This is a genomic window from Aeromonas sp. 604176, assembly GCF_049170755.1.
Lineage (GTDB): Bacteria > Pseudomonadota > Gammaproteobacteria > Enterobacterales > Aeromonadaceae > Aeromonas > Aeromonas veronii_A.
In genome coordinates this window covers 1-22979 of the sequence record NZ_JAAKNE010000046.1, presented here as the reverse complement: position 1 = coordinate 22979, position 22979 = coordinate 1, and the positions used below count along the sequence as shown (strand labels likewise).

Below are 22979 nucleotides of genomic sequence, written 5' to 3'. Positions count from 1 at the left end.
TTATCCCTCCAGCTCGCTGGCCGCCGCCTGCGGCTGACTCAGGGAACGGTACTGGGAAGGGGTCAAGCCGGTCTTCTGTTTGAACACCCGGCAGAAGTAGTTCACGTCGGTAAACCCGCAGCGATTGGCGACCTCTTCGAGACGGAAGCGATACTTTTTCAGCATGAACTTGGCCCGCTCCAGCCGCACCCAGCTGATGTAGTCCGCTAGCCGCATGTGCCCCTGCTGGCGGAACAGGCGTGAGAGATGGCTGGGGGAGAGATTGAAGCGGGCGGCGATGCATTCGCGACTGATGGGGCGGTGGAAATTTTCCTGAATGTAGATGCAGATGCCGTGAAAAAGATCGGAGCCACGAGGACGACCGCTCTCCGACTCCACCAGCAACTGCCGTGAGTAACTGAGCAGCGCCTGCAGCAGGTGATTGTCCATCGGTGCCCTTATCGGCTCCTGCGCAAGGGTGTTGAGGGAGAGCAGGATATGATCGAGCGCCCGTCCGGCACCGGCCTGAATACTGTGCTTCTGGACATCGAAGAAGCCGGTGTCTCCCTTGTGCTTGCTCACCAGACTGAACCCTATCTGACGCTTGCCGAACAACAGGCTGAGCACGGAACAGTCATTGTCCCAATCCGGCTTGTTCCAGCCGTTGGGGGGAATGTACATCGCCTCCCGCGGCCCCATCTGTACCGACTGCACATCCCCTTCCGGGGACCAGATCTGGTTGAGATAGTGACCACTGAATACCAGCTCGAGACGCGGAAAATTGACCTGATAACTGAAGCAGGGAGGCACCCCTTTGTCAGAGGCAAACAACACCTTCTCAAAGCCTCCCCCCTCACTTAGAAAGCCGTCCAACAGCTGGGTAAAGATGATACTCATGAATGATCCTGATCAAGATGCAGAGAGCAACCGATTGCGGTGCGCTGCCCCTGCCATGCTATAGTCCGCGCCAGACTGAAATTCCCAAAAAATCGTTCTGATACAAGGAGCCATCCATGAGCTACCCGCCGTTTTTTCTAATGTGCAACCCGATCCAGGATTATGTCTGGGGCAGTCGTGACTCCCTGACCACGCTGTTTGGCATCAAAAATCCCGAAGGCAAACCACAAGCTGAACTGTGGATGGGCGCTCACCCCAATGGCTGCTCCGAAGTGACCCTGGCAGGCGAGACCGTGAAGCTTTCCAGCCTGATTGACGCCAACCCCGTCGCCATGCTGGGCGAAGCTACCCAGGCTCGTTTCGGCTCACTCCCCTTCCTGTTCAAGGTGCTCTGCGCCGAGCAAGCCCTCTCCATTCAGGTACATCCGAGCAAGGCACAGGCCGAAGCCGGTTTTGCCAAAGAAGAAGCCGCAGGCATCGATATCAAGGCGAGCAACCGCAACTACAAGGATCCGAACCACAAGCCGGAGCTGGTCTTTGCCCTCACCCGCTATCAGGCGATGAACGGCTTTCGCGCCATCCCGGCCATCCTGGCCCTGTTCGATCGCATGGCGCTGCCCGCACTGGTCGACCTGACCGCAGCGCTTCGCCAGTCACAGGATGAAGCTGGCCTGCAGCACTTCTTCCACCAGTTGCTGATCCTCAGCGGTGATCGCAAGGACGAGGCGCTGGCTGGCCTGCTGGCCTATGCCGCCGCCCATCAGGATGAAGAGACTTTCGCCACCATCAGCAAGCTGGCCAACCAGTACCCGGGGGATGTGGGGCTCTTCTCGCCGTTGCTGCTCAACGTGGTAACACTTGAGCCGGGTCAGGCGATGTTCCTCGACGCCCAGACCCCCCACGCCTACATCCACGGCACTGGCCTCGAGATCATGGCCAACTCCGACAACGTGCTGCGTGCCGGTCTGACCCCCAAATACATGGATGTGCCGGAGCTGCTGGCCTGCACCCGCTGTGTCGCCAAACCGGACGACCAGATCCTGCTCACCCCTCGCATGGAAGGCACAGTACAGCACTTCGACGTGCCGGTACCGGATTTCACCTTCAGCGTATATGGCGCAGGCGAACATGCCCTCACCACCGGCAATGCCGAGATCCTGTTCGCCATCGATGGGCCCATCACCCTCATTGGCCAGGATGGCGAGCGTCTGACACTGACCATAGGGCAATCTGCATTTGTACCCGCCAGCACCAGCGATTATCGCGTGACGGCTGAAGGGCGTTTTGCCCGCGCCAGCAACCGCTGATCCTGGTGGGCCATCGGCTCATCACCCTCTGTTCAAAGGGCCCAGCAGGGCCCTTTTTTTCAGCTCATCTGACCATGTGGAGCCCGGTACGACTCACAAAATCGGTCATTTAACTCAACATCGAAGAATAACACGCTGACTTATAATGATTAATATCATTTAGCCTCCCTGGTCACGCCACCCTGCAGTTATGCGAGCCAGCTCACACCCTTCCCCACACGTCATAAAAATCCAGTTAATGCCATTTTTTTCCTCTGTCCCAGGATATTAATCAACGAAATAATAGAAACCGTTAATTTACAGGCAGCAGGAAAAACATTTAAGAACATTTATATATTCCAGATGTAACACAGCTCAGCCACTTATTTCATAAGTGTAAGGGGCGATTTTTTAAATCAGGCTCTGGGTGCCTGTTATTTTTCTGCGCATTTATTTTTCCGCCTGTATGGCCAGATCGTTTTCAAGATCCATTTTATCTGGCTGATATTCCCCCCGTCACCCTCTATATCCAGTGACAGTCGGGGTAATACATGCAGATGGCTCTCTCATCCGGCAGATATTCATTGGCTGGCCCGGCGTTCTGCATTATCTGTTTTTATACGTTCGATACCCTACTTTCATTAACCTGTGGCGACAAATATGAAACTGAAACGTTCCCTGCTCGCGTGTGCCGTACTGGCTGGCCTGGTTGGTATATCCGGTTGTCAAAATGACTCGGATACCGCTGTCAATAACAATAAAGAGACTAACGTCTCCCGTTACGTCAATCCGTTCATCGGCACAGGTAATTTAGGCAACACCTATCCCGGCGCCACGACCCCGCATGGCATGGTGCAGCTGTCGCCCAATAATGGGGCCAATGGCTGGGAATATATCTCCGGCTATTACTACCACGACAACCGCCTCGCCGGGTTTTCCCACACTCACCTCTCGGGTGCCGGAGCTGGAGATCTCAACGATATTCTGGTGATGCCGATCAACTCACGCTCCAATTTCATGCTGAACGAGGGGTCGGCCTCACTGAATCTGGAGGCCTCCCGCTACAGCCACAAGGATGAAGAGGCAACGGCGGGCTACTACAAGGTCAATCTGAAGGATTACGGGATCAAGGCCGAGCTGACCGCCTCGGATCGGGTGGGGGTTCATCGCTACACCTTCCCGCAAGATAAAAAATCGGAAATCGTGGTCAACCTCGGCTTCAAGGTCAACTGGGACTACACCTCCGACTCCTATCTGAAATGGGACAAAACCCACAACCGGATCGAGGGCCATCGCTTCTCTGACGGCTGGGCCCCCAGCCAGAAAGAGTTCTTCGTGATGGAGTTCGACCAGCCCATCAAAAACATCCGCTTCGCCTACTTTGACAAAGACCAGAACCGCTATCTGGACCTGCCGGAAGGCACCACCGAGATCGGCAACGAGACCCGTGGCAAATATCAGTACGCGCGTGCCTATGTGGAATTTGATACCGCGGCGGCGGGCTTGGTCGTCGAGGCCAAGGTAGCCCTCTCCAACGTCGAGATCGGCCAGGATGGCAACGCTGGCGCCTCACTCAACATGACCGAAGTGGCCAATATGTCGTTTGACGATGTCCGTCAGGCTGCGACCCAAAAATGGGAAAAGGAGCTGGGCAAGATCCGGGTCAGTGGGGATGAGGAGTACAAACAGACCTTCTATACCGCGCTCTACCACACCTATCTGGGCCAGACCATTCACTCTGATCTGGACGGGCGCTACCGCCAGGTGCATCAGGGGCGCAACGCCTATCCGGATGGCAACACACCGTGGGGCGAGCAGATCGATACCCTCAAGGAGTCGGTTCGCACCGCCGATGCCAACCGGGATGGCAAAGCGGACTTTACCCGTTACGACACCTTCTCCCTGTGGGACACCTACCGCGCAGTACAACCCCTCTCGTCACTGCTGGAGCCGGATCGCCTCGCCGATGTGGTGCTCTCCATGCTCTCCTACGCCGAGGAGGAGTGGATGGACGATCTGGGCAACCTGCGCAAGGGCAGATTGCCGGAGTGGACCTTCAAGGGTAACGAGACCGGCATGATGATGGGGATGCACTCCACGCCGGTGATCCACGACGTACTCTCCAAAGGCTCGCTGGACAGACGGATGATCGCGCTGGGCTTCAGCGATGCGGAACGTCAGGAGATCAAGGAGCGACTGGTGACCGCCATGATCACCGACGCCCGCGCAGCCACCAGCCAGGGGGTCGCCTGGATCAAGGAGTACGAGCAGCAAGGCTATGTGCCTGCCCAGTTGCATGACACACCGCCGGGCAATGACTGGGAATCTCACTCCCCCTTCAAGGATGCCTGGACCTCATCCTACTCGCTGGAGTACTCCATGAATGACTGGGCGATCGCCCAATCGATCAAGGCAGTATTTGGCGAAAGTGACCCCCGCTATCAGGAGTTTGCCGATCGATCCAAGAACTGGCAGGCGCAGTTTGACTTTGGCGGCAAGCAGTACAAGGGGTGGTTCAAGGCCCGCGACTACGCTGGCAACTTCATTGATGCCGGTTGGGTAGACCCGAAAACCGGCCGGGCAGTGGGCAAGGATTGGCGCCCCGACATGTTCAACTGGTCATTCGCCGAGTCCAACGGCTGGCAATACGCCTTCAGCGTTCAACATGACATTCATGGCCTGGTCGATCTGATGACCCGCTTCGACCAGACCCAGAATCCTCAGGCCAAACGGGGCGAACTGTTTGCCAAACGGCTGGACGAGTATTGGAGTACCTATCCGGATCGCAACGCTGGCGACAACCAGTTCCCGGTATTCAACACCGGCAACGTGGGACAGCATGTGCAGGGCAACGAGCCCGATATCCATGTGCCCTACCTCTACAACTACGTAGGACAGCCCTGGAAGGGACAGGCCGCCATCGTGGCAGCCACCAACGTCTGCTACAAGAACACCCCTGACGGCATCTGTGGCAACGATGACTTTGGCACCCTCTCTGCCTGGTTCGTGTTCCGGGCGCTGGGCTTCTTCCCGGTCAATGCCTCCTCCGGCATCTACGAGATTGGCACCCCCATGTTCGAAACCGCCTCGCTCGATGTGGGTGCGGGCAAACAGTTCACCGTCACGGCCCAGAATGTCAGCCGCGACAACATCTACATCCAGTCCGCTCGCCTCAATGGCAGCGAGTTCAATCGCAGCTACCTCACCCATGAGGAAATCCTCAGTGGCGGCAAGCTTGAATTCGTGATGGGCGATAGCCCCAACCAGAATTGGGGCAGCCAGCCGGAAGATCTGCCGCCCGCGCAAGGTATCGGCACCTTCCTGCACGAAGGCGACCTGCCTGCCGGTTCCCGTTAATCACCTGTTCGGGGGAGGACTTCCTCCCCCATCACCACTCAAAAATGGAATGACCATGTTCAAGTGCAATCTTCTTTCTCTTGCGGTGATTGCCGCACTGACCGGTGGCATCGCCGGTTGCAACAGTGAGAGCGAGTCTACCGCTATCGAGAAACCGGTAACTCCGGTTGTCGATCTGTCGGTACTGAAATACGTTGACCCCATGATAGGCACCGCCGCATCAGGCCACACTTTCCCCGGTGCCACCCGCCCTGCCGGCATGGTGCAGCTCTCGCCGGATACCTTTATTGGCTCCAACACCGATCACGAGAGCGGACTCAACCCCTGGCACTCAGCCTCCGGCTACTGGGACTCTTCCAATTATCTCACGGGCGAGATCGTCGCAACCGATGTTCCGCTCTACGGCTTCTCCCATACCCATCTCTCCGGCACCGGCGCCACCGATCTGGGCGACATTCTGGTACTGCCCTACGCCGAGATGGCCGACGCCCAGATAAACGCCTTTGACAAAACCAATGAGCACGCCAGCGCCGGTTATTACAAAACCAGACTGAACAAGGGGGAGATTGAGGTTGAACTGACCACCACCAAACGGGTCGGTTTGCACCGTTACACCTTCGCCAAAGGAGCGGATCGGAATGTGAAATTCGATCTGGGTCATACCCTACTGAACAACAACGGCCAATCGCTGAAAAACAAAATCGAAGTGGTGGATGAGTACACCCTGCGTGGCCGCAAAACCTCCACTGGCTGGTTCCAGGGACAGAACCATCAGGGCCAGAACATCTTCTTCTACGCCAAATTCAACCAACCTGTGGCCAGGGCCATGCTGGGCGAGCAGGACAAGATGCCCACCCGGGAGATGCGCCCCAACAGCGTCTATCAAGGGGATGACCTGACCGCCTACCTCAATTTTGGCCAGGGTGACCAACCGATCGAGATCCGGGTCGGTATCTCGGCGGTGAGCTGGCAAGGAGCACAGAAGAATCTGGAGGCGGAAGCCCCCACCTTTGATTTCGCCAAGGTGAAGTCAGACGCCGAATACGCGTGGGCCGAAAAGCTGGCAACACTCAAAACCGAAGGGGGGACGGAAACCGAGAAGACCAATTTCTACACCGCCCTCTACCACATGATGATCGCCCCTATCGAGCTCTACGATGTGGATGGCAAGTATCTTGATATGCAAGGCACCCTGCGCACCCTGCAACCTGGCGATACCCCCAACTACTCCATCTACTCGACCTGGGATACCTTCCGCGCCGTTCACCCCATGTGGACCATCATGGACCCGCCACAGGCGACTCTCTACGCCAAGGATCTGATCCGCAAATCCAACGTGGAGTTCGGCCTGCTGCCCAAATGGGAAGGCCACGGCTCGGAAACCGGCACCATGATTGGCTACCCCTCGGCGGCCATCCTTGCCGATGCGGTGACCAAGGGGCTGATCGATGCGCAAGAGGCACTGGAAGCCTCGGTCAAATCGGCCCACTACCGGCCTGCCGATTACCCGCAGATCCATGACGACATCCTGAGCTCGCTGATGGCCGGTCAGCTCAGCTATCACGAGAAAGAGCAGTGCGTCCGTTATCCCAACTGGAACTCGGTCTCCTACTCGCTGGAGTTCTCTTTCTACGACTGGACCATCGCCGAGATGGCGAAAGCCGCGGGCGACATGACTACCTATCAGGAGTTCAAGGCACGATCCTACAACTCGCTCAAACATTGGGATCCCCAGGCTGGCAATGCCGATGGCAAAGGCTTCTTCGTACCGACCGAGCTGAAAAACGGTGACCCGTGCGCCCTGAAATACGCGGCGGCCGATTTCGATCCCTACAAGTCGGATGCCTTCTACTACACCGAGGGCAATGCCTGGCAGTGGCAGTGGTCCTTCATGCAGGATCTCGACAAGCTGACCGAGATCATGGGTGGCCAGCAGGGACTGAACGACAAGCTCGACAACCTGTTCAACGCCGACCCCAACGGGGGCGAAGCACATCAGGACATGACCGGTTACATCGGGCAGTACATTCATGGCAACGAGCCCTCACACCACGTCATCTATCTCTACAATCGCACCGCCCAGCCCTGGAAAGCGCAGGAGTACCTCGACCGGGTCTATAAGGAGTTCTACAAAACCACCCCGGATGGCCTGATCGGCAATGAAGACGTCGGCCAGATGTCGGCCTGGTACATCATGAGTGCCATGGGCTTCTATCAAATCTCCCCGGGCGACCCGACCTACACCATCGGTCGTCCCATCTTTGACAAGGTCACCATCAACCTGCCCGACGGTCAGTTCAACGTGGTAGCGCAGAACAACAGCCCGGACAACCTCTATGTCAAAGAGGTCACCATCAATGGCAAGCCACTCAACCAGTACAACACCTTCGCCCACAGCGAGATCCGTCCCGGTGGTGAGCTGCGTTTTGTGATGACCAACCAGCAACCGACCCCGTAACTCTACAAGCGGCAAGCCACCCGGCTTGCCGCTTTTTCATCTCCGGAATTTGAGGAACAACAATGTTCAAACCCCACAAGCTGGCCATCATGGTGACAGCCCTGCTTGGCCTCTATGGCTGCAACACAAATGATGAGACTACTGACAATGGCCGCCCCGATAATGCCCTGCAGGTGCTGCAATATGTCGATCCGCTGATCGGCACCGATGGGCTGGGCAATGTCAATCCGGCCCCCGTCATGCCGGAAGGGATGATCCAGCCGGGCCCGGACAACTGGAATCCGGCCAACTGGAATGGCAAGGGATCCCCTTCCGACTATCACCACCATCTGGCCAAGCTTTCCGGCTTCAGCAGCACCCATATCTCGGGGGCAGGCAAGGGGGATCTCAATGATTTCGCCTTCTTGCCCTTCATCGGCAGCAATACCGACCCGGTCACCATCAACAAGACGAGCGAACAGTCGGAAGTAGGCTATTACAAAGCGGATCTGGTGGAGACCGGCATCAAGGCCGAACTCACTGCCACCCAGCGGGTCGCCTTCCACCGTTACAGCTATCCGGCGGGTGAAGATCGCAAAGTCCAGCTTGATCTGCAGCACGAGCTGCTGGAGCAGTATGGCAACCACTCCCGCAATATTTACTTCAAGCGGGTGAGCGACAACGCCATTGCCGGAGCCAGAACCAGCAACGAGTGGGGGCAGTGGCAGACGGTCTTTTTCTACGCCGAGTTTTCCGAGCCGTTTGTGGATCAGATCCTCTATGTCGATGGCAAATTGAGCAACGACACCGAGGTGGGGTTGGCCGATTACATCGGGTATGGCGAAACCAGACCCCGGGTACGGGATGTGGTGACCCAGCTCAACTTTGCCAAAGGGGAACGGCCCATCACCATGAAGATGGCCATCTCGGGCACCGGCATTGAGGGGGCCATGGCCAACCTGCGCGCCGATGAACATGACTACCGCTTCGATCAGGTGGTGCAGGAGAACAAGCAGGCATGGGCGAAAGTGCTCAATAAGTTCACCCTGGAGGGTGGCAGCGATGCCGACAAGACGATGTTTTATACCTCGCTCTATCGCACCTACATCGCCCCCTTCGTCTATCAGGATGTGGATGGTCAATATCGCGGAATGGATGGCAAGGTGCATCAGGCCAAGCCGGGCTTTACCAACTATTCGGTCTACTCCATGTGGGACACCTTCCGCGCCGCTCACCCATTGAAGACCATCATCGAAAAAGAGCGATCCATCGACTATGTGCACGATCTGCTCAACAAATATAAAACCGGCGGCATCATGCCCAAATGGGAGCTGCACTCCGACTATACCGGCGAGATGGTCGGCTACCCAGCGGTCTCCATCATCGCCGACGTCATCGTCAAATACCCGGATGCATTCACACAGGAAGAGATAAAGCTGGCGCTGCAGGCGGCCAATGTCTCCGCCAACTTTGACCTCGCGCTGACCAAAAGCTGGGTGCCCTATCAGGATCCCTGGAACGGCGACAAGCGCTTCACCGTGATGACCCGTCACGGCCAGTATGCCGAGCAGCACGGCTATGTCCCCGCCAACGTCAAACTCAAGCCGGAAGAGGGCGGCATGGCGCAGGACAAGTACGATGAACTGGTCAACGAGTCCGTCTCGTACGGTGTCGAGAATGCCTACTATGACTGGTGCATCGCCCAGCTGGCCCGACTGGCTGGCGACAAATCCGCCGAGAACCGCTATCTGGCCCGGGCGACTACCTGGCGCGCCTATTTTGACTACAACCCGGCGCAATATGGCAAATATGGCGCGACCGGCTTTATGCGCCCCAAAAATTACGATGGCAGCTGGGTCAACAATTACCCCTCCTGCGCCATCGATAAAAACGGCAATCCCGTTACACCACCACAAAACTGTGACACCAACGACAGCAGCCGTTATGACATCTTCTGGCCCTATCGGGCCGAGCACAGGGGGCAGGACTTTACCGAAGGCAACACCTGGCAGTGGAGCTGGTTTGTTCCCCACGATATCGAGGGGCTCAAAGAGGTGATGGGGGGCGAGGAGGGATTCCGGAAGAATCTGGATGCCCTCTTCACCGCCAACTCCAACGCTGATACCTCGCAAGGGGATATGACCGGCTATATCGGGCAGTTCGTGATGGGGAACGAACCGGATCACCATGTTCCCTACCTCTATAACTGGACCAAGGAGCCGTGGAAAACCCAGGAGTATGTGGATCAGGCGGTGCGCAGCTTCTTCCACCCGACCACCACAGGGCTGATTGGCAATGAGGATGTGGGGCAAATGTCCGCCTGGTACATCATGAGTGCGCTGGGCTTCTATCAGGTCACGCCGGGGCTCCCGGTCTACACCATAGGTCGGCCACTGTTTGACAAGGTGATCATGGATATCGATGGCGGAAAATTCACCGTGATCGCCGAAAACAATGGCACCCAAAATATCTATGTGGAATCGGTCACCATCAATGGCAAACCATTGGGGGAAAACCTGACGTTCAATCACAGCGATATTCGTGCCGGTGGTGAACTGAAATTTATCATGACGGCGCAAAAACCGATCCGCTCAGATAATAAATAACCATCATGCACTATCAATATATGTTCAGGCCCAAAGCTTCCTTTGGGCCTCTTTTTTGTTCACTAACAAAAATGTTCAAAAATATACCGCACGCAATTACATGATACCCGGATCACAAACAGCGCGCCTTGCCACAAAAGTCTAGTGAATGACACTTTTTTACTCTGTCGATGAAACAGATGGCATGGGAATAATAGTGCTCGCCGGGATCAATGCCATCGAGCACCAATATTGCTCAGGGATCGCTCCGGTCTCATAAAAATAGATCATGACTGCTTACCCTCTACCCGATGGAGCCGCTCAATATGTTCAAGAAAAATATTCTGGCCATTGCCCTGACCAGCACGGTAGCCATGTTATCCGGCTGCGATTCAGATAACAGCAGCGACAATAACGACGATCAAAAGCCAACGCCAACCAATGTGTTGCAATATGTGAACCCATTCGTTGGCACTGGCTTTAACGGTCACACCTTTCCCGGCCCTGTGGTACCGGAGGGCATGGTGCAACTCTCGCCGGATACCGAGTTGATCGGCTGGCACTCCTCCTCCGGCTATCACTTTGACAAAGATACCCTGTTCGGATTTTCCCACACCCACCTCTCAGGCACCGGCATGGGGGGGCTGGGGGATATTCTGTTCCTGCCCTTTACCGAAGATAAATCCAAATACATCGAGCAAAGCGATGATTACCGCAAAGCCATCTCGGTCAAAATGGACAAAAAATCCGAGCAGGCCGAGCCTGGCTACTATGCGGTGCGCATCGCCGAGAATGGCATCAAGGCCGAGCTGACCGCCTCCGAGCGGGTGGGCTTTCACCGCTACACCTATCCGCAGGGGCAACCCCAACGGCTGAAGATCGATTTGAACTCGATCCTCAACAGCGACTGGGGATCGAGTTCGCTGCGCAACAAACTCACCGTCAGCGAAGATGGCTACACCATCACCGGCGAGCGAGATGCGACTCACTTCTCCGGCTGGGCGAAAAACCAGAAGATCTTCTTCCATGCGACCTTCGACAAGAAGATCAAAGGGGTCTACATCCTCGCTGGTGGTGTGCCGGTAGAGGGCTTGAGCGCCGAGCACAAGGCCAAATCCAAAGCGGATGTCACCGCTTACGTCGAATTTGAAGAGGGCGGCTCAGCCCAACTGAACGCCAAAGTTGCCCTATCGGCGGTCGATGCCACCGGCGCATGGAACAACTACCAGGCCGAAGGGGATGTTTCGTTTGACGAGGCCCGCGCCAACGCCCGCGAGAAGTGGGCCAACGCCCTCAATTTCACCATCGAGGGGGGCAGCAAGGAGCAAAACGAGATCTTCTACACCGCCCTCTACCACACCAAGATCGCCCCCATCGTCCATCAGGATGTGGATGGCAACTACCGCGGCATGGGCAAAGGGGCGCAGGCCAAGGGGGAAGGCAGCTACTCCATCCACTATGGCCAGGCAAGCGAAGATCAGCCCAACTTCTCGGTCTACTCACTGTGGGACACCCAGCGAGCGCTGCACCCGCTCAAAACCATCACCGAACCCACCCGCGCCGTGCAGTATGCCAAGAACCTGCTCCAGAAGTATCTGGAGAGCGGCCTGCTGCCCAAGTGGGAGCATCTGGGGGATGAGACAGGCACCATGGTGGGCTATCCGGCGGTGGTGGTGATTGCCGACGCCATCACCAAATACCCCGATGCCTTCACTGCGCAGGAGAAAAATCTGGCGCTCACGGCCGCCATCGACTCCTCCACCTATACCAACTACCCCATGCTGGCGACCGAGTGGGACAAGGCGGTGCTGGACAAGACCCTGACCAACCACATCGATTACATCGAGAAAAACGGCTTCGCCCCGGCAGTGCAGCGGATCGACGGTCAGCCCGTCTTCGCTGACTACACCCTCGAGTCGGTCTCCTACGGTCTGGAGAACGCCTTCTATGACTGGGCCATCGCCCGGATCGCCAAGGCGGCCGGCAACCCGGCGGCCGAAGCGCGCTATCTGGCCCGTTCTAACGGCTATCAGCGCTACTTCGACCACAATGCGGCCGAATACGCCCAGTACGGGGTGACCGGTTTCATGCGTCCGGTGATGATCGATGGCGCCTTCATGACGCCGTTTGATCCCTATGGCACCGAACATGAGACCGGTAACTATACCGAGGGCAACGCCTGGCAGTGGACCTGGTTTGTGCCCCATGACATCAAGGGGCTGAAAACCGCGATGGGCGGAGAAGAGGCCTTCAAGCAGAATCTGGACGCCACCTTTGCCGCCGAGAGTCAGGGGTCGGAGACCGCTGACATGACCGGGATGATGGGTCAGGTGGCCTTCGGGAATGAACCCTCCCACCATATCCCCTACCTCTACAACTGGACATCGGAACCTTGGAAAACTCAGGAGACGGTCGACTACATCCTCGACACCATGTACTCGAACACCCCGGCAGGCATCATAGGCAACGAGGATGTGGGCTCCATGTCTGCCTGGTATGTGATGTCAGCACTTGGCTTCTATCAGGTGAATGCGGCAGATCCCGTCTACACCATTGGCCGCCCGCTATTTGCCAAAGCGACCATCCCGGTCAAGGGGGGAACCTTCACCATCATCGCCGATAACAACAGCGCCAAGAACCGCTATGTCCAGTCGGTCACCATCAATGGCAAACCGCTCAAGGATGGTCTCTTCTTCGAGCACAAGGAGTTTATACCGGGGGGCAACCTCCACTTCGTGATGGGCGATACCCCGCCACAAAAGTAACGATCGATAGCATTGAGGTGACATTCAGCACGCAATCCGAAAATGTCACTTTGTGATACCCGACGGCCCACGCCAGATGGATTGATAAAATCCAATCAGCGCTGGGCCATTTTATTTTCCAGTGGGAAGCCCAGGTTCAGCCATTAAGCCGTTTTTCTCAAACATGCCTTAAATCGGGCAATAAACCGCAAAAAATGGCTGTAAATCCCATTACAAGGGTTTTTCTGTCATACCTTGACCGCTGTCACATCCTGCCATTAATTAAACAAAAACCGCTATTGAGTTAAAGGTCAACACTTTGCGAGCTGGATCACACCAGCAAAACCATGCAACAAAAATCCAGTTATTGCTACATTCATCGCCTGTCCAACCCTACCCTTGAGGGCAATAATGAGCCCAATTCGCAACGCATGACTTAGCCCTTACAGGGAAGGAGAGTGAGATGTTACCCACCATGACCAACGGCAGACTCATCTGCCTGGAGTTGAAGGCCACCAGCAAGGAGGCTCTGTTCGACGAGATGGCACAGATGCTGGCGCGCGATGGCGCCGTGTCTGATCAACAGCAATTCGTCAAGGATATCTGGGCCCGCGAGCAGCTGGACTGCACCGGCTTCGAGCAGGGTGTCGCCCTGCCCCATGCCAAGAGCAAGGCGGTCAGTCGTCCGGCCATTGCCATCGGTGTCAGCCGTCAGGGTATCGAGTACGGCGCCGAAGATGGCAAGCCAACTCAACTGATCTTCATGATCGCCTCCCCGGATGGCGGCGCCAACCACCACATCGAAGTGCTGGCCGAGCTCTCCACCCGTCTGCTGGAACCGGGCTTTATCGAGCAGATGAAAGCCGCCACCACCGTCGAGCAAGCGCTGACCCTGCTCAAGCAAGGCCCGAAAGTGCAAAAACCGGCCCCAGCCGCCAAACCGGCTGCCACTGCACCGGCTGAACCCGAAGAGCGCACCTTCAAGGATCGCCTCAATACCATGAAGCAGCACCTGCTGTTTGGTACTTCCCACATGATCCCTTTCATCGTGGCGGGCGGTGTGCTGCTGTCACTGTCGGTGATGATGAGCGGCAAGGGCGCCGTGCCGGAAGCGGGCTTCCTCAAAGACATGGCAACCATGGGGATCGCCGGTCTGACCCTGTTTACCGCCGTGCTGGGTGGCTATATCGCCTACTCGCTGGCTGACAAGCCGGGCCTGGCCCCGGGCATGATCGGCTCCTGGATTGCCGTTCAGCACTATCAAACCGGTTTCCTCGGCGCCATTCTGGTGGGCTTTATCGCCGGTTTCGTGGTCAATCAGCTCAAACGGATCAAGCTGCCTGACTCCATGACCTCCCTCGGTTCCATCTTCATCTATCCGTTGATCGGTACCTTTCTGGTGTGCGGCATCGTGATGTGGGGGATCGGTGCCCCGATCGCCGCCATGATGGAAGGGATGAACCACTGGCTCTCCAGCATGGCGGGCTCAGGTAAAGTGATGCTGGGTGCCATTCTGGGTGGTATGACCGCCTTCGATATGGGCGGCCCGGTCAACAAGGTTGCTACCCTGTTTGCCCAGACTCAGGTCAACACCCAGCCCTGGCTGATGGGCGGCGTCGGCATCGCCATCTGTGTGCCGCCGCTCGGTATGGCACTGGCTACCCTGATGTCTCCGAAGCGTTACAAGAAAGAGGAGCGTGAATCCGGCAAAGCGGCCGCCATCATGGGCATGATCGGTATCAGCGAAGGTGCAATCCCGTTTGCCGCCGCGGACCCCATGCGTGTCATCCCAGCCATCGTCGCAGGCGGTATCGTCGGCAACATCACCGGCTTCATGATGCACAGCATCAACCACGCCCCCTGGGGTGGCTGGATTGTCCTGCCGGTTGTTGAAGGCAAGATGGGCTACATCCTGGGTACCATCCTCGGCGCCCTGACCACCGCCATCATCGTCAACCTGCTGAAGAAGCCGGTGAGCGAAGAAGATGATGTAACCACCACCCAAACCAGCTTCGAAGTCATTGAAGCGGAAGGGGAAGCAGACGTACTGGCCATCACTGCCTGCCCGTCTGGCGTGGCCCACACCTTCCTGGCCGCCAAGAGCCTGCAGAAAGCCGCCGCCAAGCAGGGGATCAAGATCAAGGTCGAGACCCAGGGCGCCAACGGCATCATCAACCGCATCACCGCCAAGGATGTCGCCAACGCCCGCTACGTCATCTTCGCCCACGATGTGGCCATCAAATACCGTGAACGCTTCACCGATATCGAAGTCATCGATGTGAAGACCAAGGAGGCGATTCACAATCCGGAAGGTCTGCTGGCCCGCACGCTGGGCAACAAGGAAAACGCCGCCTGATAGCCGTCAGACTCCACCTATCACAAGGGGCCCTTCACGGGCCCCTTTTCGTTGCCTGCCGAGCAATCGCACATCATCCCACCGACCAAGCCACTGATTTAAAACATATTAACCAGTCACATCACGGATCTTGGCGAGCCGTCACAGAACGGTGACGTGTAAAAAAACAGCAATTGAAGCGCTGGTCAGATCTCATGTCAAATGGCTCCGCCTACTAAACTGGAGCATCACAAAAATGATAAAAATCAATAAATTGGTTCTGGCTGTTACCCTCACCCTCACTGCCACCCCCTTGCTGGCCGCCCACTGGGAATGCGGCCAGCACGTGCGCTTTGGCCTCCCCTCCGAATCGGATCAGAAGCTCTGCCGTGAAGGGTATGCCGTCGGCTACAACTACGACTACAAGGTGGCGGACTGGGTCTCCTACCGAATGACCGCCCAGAGCGCACAGGGCACAGTGCCCCGCAAGGATGCCTTCGCCGAGGACAGGGAGATCCCGGTCGCCTACCGCGCCACCCTCTCCGACTACAAGGGCTCGGGCTACGGCCGTGGCCATCAGGCCCCGGCGGGGGACATGAAATCGAACAAGAACACCATGAAAGAGAGCTTCCTGCTGAGCAACATGACACCGCAGATCGGGGTGCTCAACCAGAAAGCGTGGCGCGTGCTGGAGGACAAGGTGAACAAGTGGGCGGTCTCCCGCAAGGATGTGCAGGTGATCACCGGCCCCATCTTTACCGGCTCTGAAGAGTCCATCGGTCAGGGTGTGGCGATCCCGAGCGCCTACTACAAGATCGTGATGGACCCGGCCAGACTGCAGGCCATCGCCTTTATCATGCCGCAGGAAGAGGTGCCCATCAGCCAGATCGCCGACTACCGGGTCTCGGTACGTGAGGTGGAGGAGCAAACCCGGCTCAACTTCTTCAGCGATATGCCCGAAGAGCAGCAAGAGACGCTGGAAGCCCGCATATCCCCGATGTGGAACTGACCGCGAACACTCGCCAACAGATGGATTGACACCCCATCTCTCTTGAATCGCGATAGAGGAAGGGGCCCGCACCCCTCCCAGCAGGGGGAGTCACGCTCCCCCTGTCCTTTTCAGATGGCAGCTGACCCGTTACGGCCACTTTTGCGGCCACTGGTGTGGCATCACCCGACGACCCGCCCCGACTCACAGTTTGCCGCACCGTTAACTGGTATATTGCCCTCTCTTTGGCACTAACAGACTGAATTGACGCACATTTGCCTTATCCCATCGGCCCGCAAACCGGAGCCCACGACGCGATTCAGCCCGACAGAGGACCTTTTGATGAAACAGACCCTTCTTGCCCTCACCCTCGGCGGCCTGCTGGCGCTCTCGCCCCTCGCCCTGCAAGCGGCCGAGAGCTCGATGCAAATGGAGCACGACCTCAATACTCTGGTCAGCAAACGCCAGGCGGTGGACATGTTGCTCGGCGAAGCGCTGCAGATCTACAAGTCGCCAGCCAAGATCTCCCACGCCGGTTTTACCGCCAAGATGCCGAGCAATATGGAGCTGGTGACCGAGCGGCTGTTGGCCGCCTACCAGCTGGAACCCTACCGCACCGACCTGCTCATCTCGGCGGTCAACGCCCAGATCTACAACGGCAACCTGAGCCGCGCCATCACCTTGCTGGAGCAGGCGCAGGCCGTCGCTCCCGATGATCTCGACATCAACAGTTATCTCGCCATCTGGCAGCTGGTGAAGGGCAACAAGGATGCCTCCCGCAGCTATCTGGCGAAAGTGGCGGATCGCAACAGTGGCCGCGCCGCCGATCTGGAGGAGATCATCGCCCGGGTGCAGCGGATCACCGCCGCCCCGCTGCAGACCGAACTGACCGAGGATCAGGTCAAGGCCAGCAGGGAGGGCAAACGCGCCATCGTCACCCTGGGCTACGCCCTCAATCCCGACGGCAGCATGGACAAGATCCTGCTGGGCCGTCTGCAAACCACCCTTGAGCTGGCCAAAGCCGACCCGGAAGCGCTGATCATCCTGACCGGCGGCGTGCCCCAGAACCGCCAGACCGAGGGCAAGCTGATGGCTGACTGGCTGGCCAACCACGGCATCGACCGCAGCCGCCTGATTGAAGAGAACTACGCCACCAGCACGGTGGATAACGCCCTCTACAGCGCCTATGCCCTCGCCCGCCACCAGATTGACTATGCGGTGCTGGTAAGCTCCGCCAGCCATGTACGCCGCGGCCAGACGGTGCTGGAAATCGCCTGCGACCAGATTGGCCCGGCCAACATCAAGGTGGCGAGCGTCAGCTACCCCGACAAGCCCCTCGAGGAGCTGGCCACCCCGAGCGAGAGTGAGCTGCTCGGCATCTACCGCGACGCCCTGCGCACCTACGGCATGTGGAGCTACCGCTCCGCCCCGCTGATCGAGCGTTGATCGGCCATCAACACGAAAAAGAGAGGGAGGCGCGATGCCTCCCTCTCTTTTATTGACCGATGGTTGGCCAAGCCGCGCCCGTTAGCTGACGATAAAGCCCTGCGAGGGGGCCGCTTTGGGATCATCACCGAAGCGGTTTGGCCCCTGCTGGCCGTTGCAAACCATAAAGTAGATAAGCACCAGGGTGCCGATAATTGGGATAAGCCCGAGCAGCAGCCACCAAGCGCTGCGGTCGGTATCGTGCAGACGACGGGCCGCCACCGCCAGCGATGGCAGCAGCACCGCCAGCGAATAGATGGAGCTGATCAGCTCCTTGTCGCCGCCAATCAGCTTGTCCACCATGCCGAGCAACAGCATGACGATGACGTTGCACAGCACGAACATCCAGTATTCGGTGCGACGGGCCCGCCCGCTGAATACCGCATATTGCTTGAGGACCGAGATATACCAGTTCATTGCGCCTCCAGACTGTTTTCAAAAACAAGTAGTTGCAGATCCGAACCGAGCTTAGCGCGATCAGTGTCCGGCGTCGATCACCAGCAGCTCCAGATCCTGGCGACTGACCCGCTTGCTGTCCACCTTCACATAGAGCGAACGTTCCTTCCGTGCCAGCAGTACATCGTTCACCCCGTCGCAGGCTCGGAGTTTCTGCTCCAGTGCAGGGCTCGCCTCCACCCCTTCCGGTAACAGGATGCGCAGACTGCTCACATAGGGGGGCTCCTGCATGGTGAGGCTGACCCCGAGCCAGACAAGGGCCAGCGCAGAGCAGCCGCCAAACACCAGGGCGCCACCACCCAGACTGTAGAGCAGGCCCCCCAGGCTGCCACCGATAGCCACTCCGATAAACTGGCTGGTGGAGTAGATCCCCATGGCCGTACCCTTGTAACCCGGTGGCGACTCCTTGCTGATCAGGGATGGCAGCAACGCCTCCATCACGTTGAAGCCGATGAAGAAGAGCTGCAGGCCGGCGAGCAGGCCCCACAGCTGCAGGCCAGCCTGCCACAGCACCACTTCGGCGCTGAGCATCACCAGCACGCAGATCTGGAACACCAACTTCATCTTTCTGCGCGTCTCGGCATAGATGATGAAGGGTACAACGCTGACGAAGGCAATCAGCATGGTGACCAGATAAGCCTGCCACTGGCTGTCCCGAGGCAGACCCGCTTGCTCCAGCAGCGGCGGCAACGCCACGAAGCTCGACATCAACAGGGTATGCACGCACAAAATGCCGAGATTGAGTTTGAGCAGGCGCGGATTGGTCAGCACAGTGCGCATCCCGCCCCTGACCATGCCGGACTCGCGATTGAGCAGATGAGTTGTCGGTGTCGGCACCAGCCAGAGGGTGACGGCAATGCCCCCCAGCGCCAGCAGGGCGATGAGCCAGAACAGGCCGGAGAGTCCCAGCGCATGAGTGATGAGGGGGCCGGTCACCATGGCGATGGCGAAGGTGATGCCAAAGCTCACCCCGATGAAGGCCATCGCCTTGGTGCGGTTCTGCTCGCGGGTGAGATCCGACAAGAGCGCCATCACGGCGGCCGAGATGGCGCCGCTGCCCTGCAGGGCGCGGCCGGCGATGACGCCCCAGATGGAGTGGGTCAGCGCCGCGATCACGCTGCCGAGGGCAAACATCAGCAGGCCGCCGACGATGAGGGGCTTGCGGCCCACCTTGTCGGAGAGCAGACCGAACGGGATCTGGAACAGCGCCTGGGTCATGCCGTAGATGCCGATGGCCAGGCCGATGAGCGCCTCGGAGGCCCCCGCCAGCGACATGCCGTAGGTGGTCAGCACCGGCAGCACCATAAACATGCCGAGCATGCGCAACGAGAAGACGGAGCCGAGCGCCCAGGTGGCACGGCGCTCGCCCCTCGTCATGGTGAAATCATTCATGATGGCCTCGATAGGTCAGGGAAAAGGAAGACTCAAGGGGTGGCCGACACGCGCCATGCCACACCCGACAGAGGGGAAAAGTACCCGATGGGCGGCCCCATAATAACAGAGCCGGGGAGGTTCCCGGCTCTGGATCTCATGCAATCGGAAGCAACGCACACTATCGGAGCAACATGCTCACCAGCGCCACAGGCTCGGCCTCTGGCTGGAAGTCTACCGACATCATGACACTCAGACAGGTAATGGTGACGATGGAAAACATAAACAGCTTGCGCGCCCAGAGAACATCATCAACCAGCTGTTTGTAACCCGACAGCGCCATCCCCAGCCACCAGACACTCACCGCAGTGGCCACCACCAGATACTTGTAGCCGGCGTAACCGCCGAGGAACAGCATCAGGGTCGGCACCATAAAGGCCAGGATGTAGAGGGTAATGTGGTGCTTGGCCACCGAAATTCCCTTCACCACCGGCAACACCGGAATGTTGGCCGCCTGATAATCCTTGAAGCGGAAAATGGCGATCGCATAGGAGTGCGGCATCTGCCACAGGCTGAAGATCGCCAGCAGGATCAAGGCCCCCGAGTCGAACTGGCCGCTCACCGCACAGTAGCCGATGACCGGCGGCGCGGCGCCGGAGAGGCTGCCCACCAGGGTGCCGTAGACCGAGTGACGCTTCATGTAGAGGCTGTAGACCCCCACATAGACAATGAAGCCCAGCACCGCCAGCAGAGCAGCCAACGGATTGGCCGCCCAATAGAGCAGTGCAATGCCCGCCATGCCAAGCGCGGTGGCGTACCAGAGCGATACGCCGGGGGCGATCAGCCCCTTCACCAGAGCACGGTTCTTAGTGCGCTCCATGATGCAGTCGATATCCCGGTCGATGTAGTTGTTGAACACGCAACCGGAGGCCACCACCAGCGAAACACCCACCATGGTCAGCATGAACAGGGGCAGGTCCAGGCTTCCTTTTGAAGCCAGCAGAAATCCCCCGATCACCGAGATGAGGTTGCCGAAGATGATGCCCGGCTTGGTCACTTGCAGGTATTGCTTCATCATTGCCAGCCTGCTCAGTGGACCATCATGTTGATGTTGAGGTTGTACATGATCCACAGGGAACCCACGACCACGATGGCAATGATGAGCACGGTAAAGACCAGTGCCACCAGGTTCCAGCGCTCCTCGGACGAGGTGTTCATGTGCAGGAAGTAGACCAGATGGACAAAGATCTGCACCACCGCCATGCCAACCACGGTGGCCAGCACGGTGGTGTGGGAGGCGGAGCCGTCTATCACCATCCAGAACGGTACGGCAGTCAGGATCAGTGACAGCACGAAGCCGATCAGGTAGCTCTTGGCGCTGCCGTGGCTGGCGCCGTGATTATCAACGGAATGACTCATTTACATTGCCCCCATCAGATAGACCACGGTAAAGACGCAGATCCACACCACGTCGAGGAAGTGCCAGAACAGGCTCAGGCACATCAGGCGGGAGCGGTTGCGATCGGTCAGCCCCTTCTTGGCCACCAGCACCATCATCACGATGATCCAGATAAGGCCGCTGGTGACGTGGATACCGTGGGTACCGACCAGGGTGAAGAAGGCGGAGAGGAAGGCGCTGCGATCCGGGCCGTAACCTTCTGCGATCAGGTGATGGAACTCGTAGATCTCCATCGCGATAAAACCGGCACCCAGCACAAAGGTCACCAGCAACCAGCCATTGACGGTAGACATCCGGTTCTTGTTCATCGCCAACATGGCAAAACCGAAGGTGATGGAGCTCAACAGCAGCAGCATGGTTTCGGCAAATACGAACGGCAGTTCGAAGATATCCTTGCCGCTCGGACCGCCGGCAGTGCCGTTGACCAGGACCGCATAGGTTGCAAACAGACATGCAAACAGGATGCAGTCACTCATCAGGTAGATCCAGAAACCAAACACCTTGTTGGCACCGGCATCATGGTGCCCATGATCATGGGCACTCTCGTGAGTGTGATTTAGAACGTCGGTCGCCATAGCGTCACGCCCCCTTGTTAATGTTGGCAAAATGCTGACCTTCGGGTGCCCATACCCTCCGGGCACCGTAAACGTGGATGTGATATGAAACGCCAGTGGTCATAGCACTAAGCCCCCTTGTTGATGTTGGCAAAATGCTGATCTTCGATGCGCGTGATCTCGTCAACCTGGACGTAGTAGTCCACGTCATCGTTGAAGCTGTGGATGATCCAACTGCCAATCATGGCGGCAAAGGCAAGGATGGCCATCCACCAGATATGCCAGATCATGGCAAAGCCAAAGATGGCGCTGAAGCCCGCGATGATCACCCCTGCCCCGGTGTTCTTGGGCATGTGGATCGGCGCATACTGCTTGGGCTGCTGATAGGCTGAACCGTTTTGCTTGGCATCCCAGAAGGCATCCAGACCGGTGATCTTCGGCTCGATGGCGAAGTTGTAGAAGGGCGGCGGTGAAGAAGTCGCCCACTCCAGCGTCCGGCCACCCCAGGGGTCACCACTCACATCACGGTTCTGCTCGCGGTCACGGATGCTGACCACCAGCTGGATCACCTGGCACAAGACACCAAGGGCAATCAGGCCGGCACCACATGCTGCTACCACCAGCCAGGGGTGGAAGGCCGGATCCAGCTGTTGGCTGATGCGGCGGGTCATCCCCATGAAGCCCAGTACGTAAAGCGGCATGAAGGCAACAAAGAAGCCGATAATCCAGCACCAGAAAGCACGCTTGCCCCAGGTTTCGTTCAGGGTGAAGCCGAACGCCTTGGGGAACCAGTAGGTGATACCGGCAAAGCAGCCAAATACCACGGCACCAATGATGACGTTATGGAAGTGAGCGATGAGGAACAGGCTGTTGTGCAACACGAAGTTGGCCGCCGGCACCGAGAGCAGTACCCCTGTCATGCCACCTATGGTGAAGGTGATGATGAAACCGACAGTCCACAGCATGGGTGAGGTGAACTCGATGCGACCACGGTACATGGTGAACAACCAGTTGAAGATCTTCACCCCGGTCGGGATGGAGATGAT

The 22979-nt window shown here is 57.8% G+C and carries 15 protein-coding genes; 8 read left to right on the top strand and 7 right to left on the bottom strand.

The genetic code is table 11. The annotated features are described in order from the left end of the window. On the bottom strand, positions 1–876 hold the full coding sequence (locus G5358_RS10360) for an AraC family transcriptional regulator (protein ID WP_005347181.1): 876 nt from the start codon (positions 874–876) through the stop codon (positions 1–3). 116 nt (positions 877–992) lie between these two features. On the opposite strand from G5358_RS10360, the gene manA reads away from it, so the two are divergent. The 8 genes from manA to G5358_RS10320 all read left to right on the top strand — a co-directional run bounded on the left by manA (position 993) and on the right by G5358_RS10320 (position 18054). Beyond that, positions 993–2183 (top strand): mannose-6-phosphate isomerase, class I, encoded by a 1191-nt coding sequence (gene manA / locus G5358_RS10355; protein WP_201991827.1) that lies wholly within the window; start codon positions 993–995, stop codon positions 2181–2183. A gap of 639 nt (positions 2184–2822) precedes the next feature. Beyond that, positions 2823–5519, top strand: a complete 2697-nt coding sequence (locus tag G5358_RS10350; RefSeq protein WP_421324056.1) for a GH92 family glycosyl hydrolase — start codon at positions 2823–2825, stop codon at positions 5517–5519. A 55-nt stretch (positions 5520–5574) separates the two neighbouring features. Continuing rightward, positions 5575–7977: a GH92 family glycosyl hydrolase gene (locus G5358_RS10345; RefSeq protein WP_266135104.1), complete on the top strand. Its 2403-nt coding sequence runs from the start codon at positions 5575–5577 to the stop codon at positions 7975–7977. A 62-nt stretch (positions 7978–8039) separates the two neighbouring features. Then, complete coding sequence (locus G5358_RS10340; protein WP_266135105.1) at positions 8040–10562, top strand: GH92 family glycosyl hydrolase; 2523 nt, start codon at positions 8040–8042, stop codon at positions 10560–10562. A 305-nt stretch (positions 10563–10867) separates the two neighbouring features. Continuing rightward, the gene (locus G5358_RS10335) at positions 10868–13306 is read left to right on the top strand and encodes a GH92 family glycosyl hydrolase (RefSeq protein ID WP_337072789.1); all 2439 of its coding nucleotides are present in this window, start codon (positions 10868–10870) and stop codon (positions 13304–13306) included. A gap of 442 nt (positions 13307–13748) precedes the next feature. Next, the gene (locus G5358_RS10330; RefSeq protein ID WP_270904970.1) at positions 13749–15641 is read left to right on the top strand and encodes a PTS fructose transporter subunit EIIC; all 1893 of its coding nucleotides are present in this window, start codon (positions 13749–13751) and stop codon (positions 15639–15641) included. Between the two features lie 235 nt (positions 15642–15876). Then, positions 15877–16629: a DNA/RNA non-specific endonuclease gene (locus G5358_RS10325; protein ID WP_421324055.1), complete on the top strand. Its 753-nt coding sequence runs from the start codon at positions 15877–15879 to the stop codon at positions 16627–16629. A gap of 321 nt (positions 16630–16950) precedes the next feature. Then, positions 16951–18054, top strand: coding sequence for an ElyC/SanA/YdcF family protein (locus G5358_RS10320; protein WP_421324054.1), 1104 nt, complete (start codon positions 16951–16953; stop codon positions 18052–18054). Positions 18055–18135: 81 nt separating this feature from the next. Here the strand turns inward: G5358_RS10320 and G5358_RS10315 are convergent, their stop codons facing one another. The 6 genes from G5358_RS10315 to G5358_RS10290 all read right to left on the bottom strand — a co-directional run. Next, positions 18136–18510, bottom strand: a complete 375-nt coding sequence (locus tag G5358_RS10315; protein WP_019446635.1) for a DUF805 domain-containing protein — start codon at positions 18508–18510, stop codon at positions 18136–18138. 60 nt (positions 18511–18570) lie between these two features. Next, positions 18571–19941, bottom strand: a complete 1371-nt coding sequence (locus G5358_RS10310) for an MFS transporter (RefSeq protein ID WP_266135111.1) — start codon at positions 19939–19941, stop codon at positions 18571–18573. A 160-nt stretch (positions 19942–20101) separates the two neighbouring features. After that, positions 20102–20998, bottom strand: a complete 897-nt coding sequence (gene cyoE, locus G5358_RS10305) for a heme o synthase (protein ID WP_421254918.1) — start codon at positions 20996–20998, stop codon at positions 20102–20104. A gap of 11 nt (positions 20999–21009) precedes the next feature. Continuing rightward, on the bottom strand, positions 21010–21339 hold the full coding sequence (locus tag G5358_RS10300; protein ID WP_216953247.1) for a cytochrome o ubiquinol oxidase subunit IV: 330 nt from the start codon (positions 21337–21339) through the stop codon (positions 21010–21012). Then, positions 21340–21954, bottom strand: coding sequence for a cytochrome o ubiquinol oxidase subunit III (locus tag G5358_RS10295; RefSeq protein ID WP_421208695.1), 615 nt, complete (start codon positions 21952–21954; stop codon positions 21340–21342). A 107-nt stretch (positions 21955–22061) separates the two neighbouring features. Further along, on the bottom strand, positions 22062–22979 hold a 918-nt coding region (locus G5358_RS10290; RefSeq protein ID WP_421324053.1), incomplete at its 5' end, for a cbb3-type cytochrome c oxidase subunit I.

Bases quoted from the DNA above. Each gene is read 5' to 3' on its own strand.
- G5358_RS10330 (WP_270904970.1), top strand. From the start codon at position 13,749: ATGTTACCCACCATGACCAACGGCAGACTCATCTGCCTGGAGTTGAAG.
- cyoE (WP_421254918.1), bottom strand. From the start codon at position 20,998: ATGATGAAGCAATACCTGCAAGTGACCAAGCCGGGCATCATCTTCGGC.
- manA (WP_201991827.1), top strand. From the start codon at position 993: ATGAGCTACCCGCCGTTTTTTCTAATGTGCAACCCGATCCAGGATTAT.
- G5358_RS10325 (WP_421324055.1), top strand. From the start codon at position 15,877: ATGATAAAAATCAATAAATTGGTTCTGGCTGTTACCCTCACCCTCACT.
- G5358_RS10310 (WP_266135111.1), bottom strand. From the start codon at position 19,941: ATGAATGATTTCACCATGACGAGGGGCGAGCGCCGTGCCACCTGGGCG.
- G5358_RS10335 (WP_337072789.1), top strand. From the start codon at position 10,868: ATGTTCAAGAAAAATATTCTGGCCATTGCCCTGACCAGCACGGTAGCC.
- G5358_RS10350 (WP_421324056.1), top strand. From the start codon at position 2,823: ATGAAACTGAAACGTTCCCTGCTCGCGTGTGCCGTACTGGCTGGCCTG.
- G5358_RS10360 (WP_005347181.1), bottom strand. From the start codon at position 876: ATGAGTATCATCTTTACCCAGCTGTTGGACGGCTTTCTAAGTGAGGGG.
- G5358_RS10340 (WP_266135105.1), top strand. From the start codon at position 8,040: ATGTTCAAACCCCACAAGCTGGCCATCATGGTGACAGCCCTGCTTGGC.
- G5358_RS10345 (WP_266135104.1), top strand. From the start codon at position 5,575: ATGTTCAAGTGCAATCTTCTTTCTCTTGCGGTGATTGCCGCACTGACC.
- G5358_RS10320 (WP_421324054.1), top strand. From the start codon at position 16,951: ATGAAACAGACCCTTCTTGCCCTCACCCTCGGCGGCCTGCTGGCGCTC.
- G5358_RS10300 (WP_216953247.1), bottom strand. From the start codon at position 21,339: ATGAGTCATTCCGTTGATAATCACGGCGCCAGCCACGGCAGCGCCAAG.
- G5358_RS10295 (WP_421208695.1), bottom strand. From the start codon at position 21,954: ATGGCGACCGACGTTCTAAATCACACTCACGAGAGTGCCCATGATCAT.
- G5358_RS10315 (WP_019446635.1), bottom strand. From the start codon at position 18,510: ATGAACTGGTATATCTCGGTCCTCAAGCAATATGCGGTATTCAGCGGG.